A 3,452-nucleotide genomic window follows, 5' to 3' on the forward strand; every position below is an offset into this window, starting at 1 on the left:
GTACGGCGCCGGGCTTAAATTGGCCCGGCGGCGGTAAGGTTCAATCTGTTGGGATGCCAACTCAAAGGCCCGCTGGTTCACTGGCGGGCCTACCACCAATAAGCAACCCCTGCCGGTTTACGACAGGGGCTGCCGCGGATGGATGGCCTGAGGCTAGCGCCGGGGCGTCTAGGTGTCACGCCAAGGACCCGCTGAAAGTCAACGCCGCTCGGCGCCTCGGAGCTAGCAGATTTGTTAAGCAGCGCGCATAAATAAGCGGCTTCTTAGGCCGTGTCGGGTTCGATCACGTGTACCAGGGCGGAGTACACGTTTTGGTTTTGCCAATTGTTCTGCAGTACGCATTGCGACCACCAGCACGCTAGCGGTTCGCCAGCTTGACCGATCGAAAAGCGGTCGCGCAAGCCGTGGTCCCCCGACACACGGGCTTTCTAACTCAACGATGCTGCGATATTTTAAAAGCCATGCCTCGGAGCGCAAACCGTAACCTGCCGAAATCTGCAGACCTATTGGCCGCCAAGGACGAGCTTCTTGCTGGTCGACGGATCGTCATTGGTGCTTCGGCTGGACCGCGTCTTAGCGGTAAGAAAGGCATCGTTCTTGGTCAGGGAGCGACGGCCACTCAGGTCAAGGTGCTCTTAGACGGTGCCAAGGGCTACGTGATTCTCCATGCGCGATACGTTGATCTATTCGAGGATCGATCCGCTACCGAGGGGGTCTAGAATTACCGAAATGAAGGCGCGGTACGTTGTTTGGTATTCACCGTACTGGATCTTTCACTAGATGTGCCTGCGATCGGAAAAGGCGGGAAGCCTCTGTCTGGCTTGTCGCACTCCACTGCTGAAGCAGAGGCCGAGAGACTGAACGCTGCCCGCAGCCGACCGAAGGGCCCAGAAAGGGGATGGACGGAAAGGGGCAATTGAACCGCCGGGCGACGCATCGTCGGCGCTTAAAGCGCTAGGAAATAACGAAGGCCGCAGTGATTGAAGTCGCCGCGGCCCGCGCATGGTCAAATCAGACCGGGTAAAAAGATCTAAGTGAAATATGGCCAAATGCTCTATGCGACCTGATCATCCTTTGTGGGACTTCTGGATGCTCGGGGACAAGTGGCCGATCCGAACGGATCGGCCACTTCTGACGTTCGCGACTAATCGCTGCGACCGGCAGTCTTGGCCTGCTTGATCTGCAGCATCACCTGGTCGAGGTTGTAGCTCGCCGGGTCCTGCAGCGGCGGGTACGCAATATAGCTCTCGAGTTCCTTCAACCAGAGCGCCTGGCCGATGGGCAGCATGTTCCAGTCGTAGATGTAGGCTGTCGAAGGAGATCCGATTGTGCCGCCCTGGCCCATGAGCGTCTTGTATTGTGAACCGATCGAAGTCTCGAACGGGTCTCGCTTGATGTTGACGACCTGGGCCCAGTGATAAGGAAGCGCTCCGGCAATAAAGCCCGCCGGGTTGTCGGACACCATCGTGAAGTAGATCTTCCAGTTCTTGTAGCGGACCGCCGACGGATCCTTGCCCGAATAGTAGAAGAAGGTATCGCGCGCCGACGTTTCCGAACGCCCGGAAAGGTATTCGGTCTGATCGACGCCATCGAGCGTCGTCTTCACGATGCCGGGATATTGGCCGGCCTCGATACGCTTCTTCAGCGCGTCTCCCTTTGCGCCACCGGCGATGTTGACAAATGTGGGCAGCCAGTCGAGTGACGCGAAGATGTCGTTCTTGATGGTGCCGGGCTTGATGACCCCCGGCCAGCGAACGAGCGCCGGAGCGCGCATGCCGCCTTCCCAGGTGCTCAGCTTGCCGCCCTTGAACGGAGTGGTGCCGCCGTCTGGAAAGGTGATGGTCTCGGCGCCGTTGTCGGTGGTGAACACGACGATCGTGTTGTCGAGCTGCCCCATGTCCTGGAGCTTTTTCAGCACATAGCCGATGTTGTCATCCATCTGCTTCATGCCGGCCTCGTTGAGGCCCCAGTCCTTGCCGCCGGGCTCGCCGACCATGGCCGCGTACTTGTCATTCAGCACGGTCGTGATGTGCATACGCGCAGGGTTGTACCAGACGAAGAACGGCTTGCCGGTCGTCTTCGGATCGTTGCGATCGATGAAGTCGATGACCTTGGCCGAGATTTCCTCGTCGACACCCTTCGATCGCTCGAGGGTCAGCGGGCCCTGGTCGATGCACTGCTGGGTCCTGGACGAACCATCGGACTTGCACGACAGGACGTTGCGCGGAGGCGTCAGGCAGACCGTCGTCTTCGGATCGACCGCGCCCGGTACCTCCGGGATGCCGGGGATCGGCGTATTCTTGCAGGGCGGGGCAACCGACTGCTGGGTGGGGGACTTGTTGATGTCCGGGAAGCTCACGCCCTGCATCGCATCGAGGTGATACAGGTAGCCCCAGTATTCCTGGAAGCCATGCGCGGTCGGCAGCGCGTCGGTGTGGTCGCCGAGATGGTTCTTGCCGAATTCGCCGGTGTTGTAGCCGAGATCGAGCAGGAACTTGGCGAGCGCCGGGGTGCCGGGCCGCAAATAGGACGGACTGCCGGGCAGTTGCGGAGGAATCATGCCGGTGCGCAACGGGTGCATGCCGGTGAAGAAGGCGTTCCGCCCTGCCGTGCAGCTCTGCTCGGCATAGTAATGCGTGAAGATCGCGCCTTCGTTGCCGATGCGATCGATGTTGGGCGTCTCGCCGACCATCAGGCCGCGATGGTAGATGCTCGGTTGGTACAGGCCGATGTCGTCACCCATGATGAACAGGATATTGGGTTTTTGTGCCGGCTGTGCGGTCGCCGGCGTGCTGGCTACCCCGGACAGCGACATCAATATCGTCGCGCCAAGCAGCGAGGCGCAGGACCTCTTGTGGCAACTGGACGTCTTGAACGGTGGAATTGCGGCAAACGGTGGCTTGTCATTGAATATGCAATTCAACATGGCCTCGCTCTCCCATTATGGTGCGATAGAGACACCTCTCCTGATGCACCGAAATCCAAGGTGGCTCGTGGATGTGTCGATCGGCTCCGCATGCCGCGCAGCCGGCCGGTAGCGTCTGCAGTAATTCGGCGCGCACAAATGCGAGCCGCCTTTGATGACCTTGCGTGGAATCTTGACGTTGGTCGTTCTGGGGTCGTAGCTATCGGCCTCGCGGCCGCCGCGCGGGTTCTCTGGAATGCAGCAGGCTTTTGCAGCGTCAGCCTCATGCCGAGGCGAGTACCAGTCGGACGTCCATTCCCAGACGTTGCCGATCAGATCGTGCAGCCCGTAACCGTTCGGCGGGAATGCGGTAACCGGCGATGTCCGTTCGTATCCGTCGTCCCTGGTGTTCTGGCGTGGAAATTCGCCCTGCCAGGTGTTGGCCATGTGACGGCCCCCCGGCGCAAATTCATCTCCCCATGCGAACTCGGCGCCGTCCAGCCCGCCGCGCGCCGCGAACTCCCATTCCGCTTCGGTAGGCAAATCC

At 60.2% G+C, this 3,452-nt stretch carries 2 protein-coding genes; both read right to left on the bottom strand.

Annotated features, from left to right (window positions below; genetic code table 11):
• Window positions 1–1,144: 1,144 nt before the first annotated feature.
• Window positions 1,145–2,815 (bottom strand): arylsulfatase, encoded by a 1,671-nt coding sequence (locus AC1DW2_RS43470; RefSeq protein ID WP_477009172.1) that lies wholly within the window; start codon window positions 2,813–2,815, stop codon window positions 1,145–1,147.
• A gap of 126 nt (window positions 2,816–2,941) precedes the next feature.
• On the bottom strand, window positions 2,942–3,452 hold a 511-nt coding region (locus AC1DW2_RS43475), incomplete at its 5' end, for an SUMF1/EgtB/PvdO family nonheme iron enzyme (RefSeq protein ID WP_477009171.1).

Source organism: Bradyrhizobium sp. P3_C3 (genome assembly GCF_056402655.1).

What these genes read in the sequence shown, in the direction of transcription:
- AC1DW2_RS43470 (WP_477009172.1), bottom strand. Translation starts at nt 2,815, where the DNA reads ATGTCGCTGTCCGGGGTAGCCAGCACGCCGGCGACCGCACAGCCGGCA.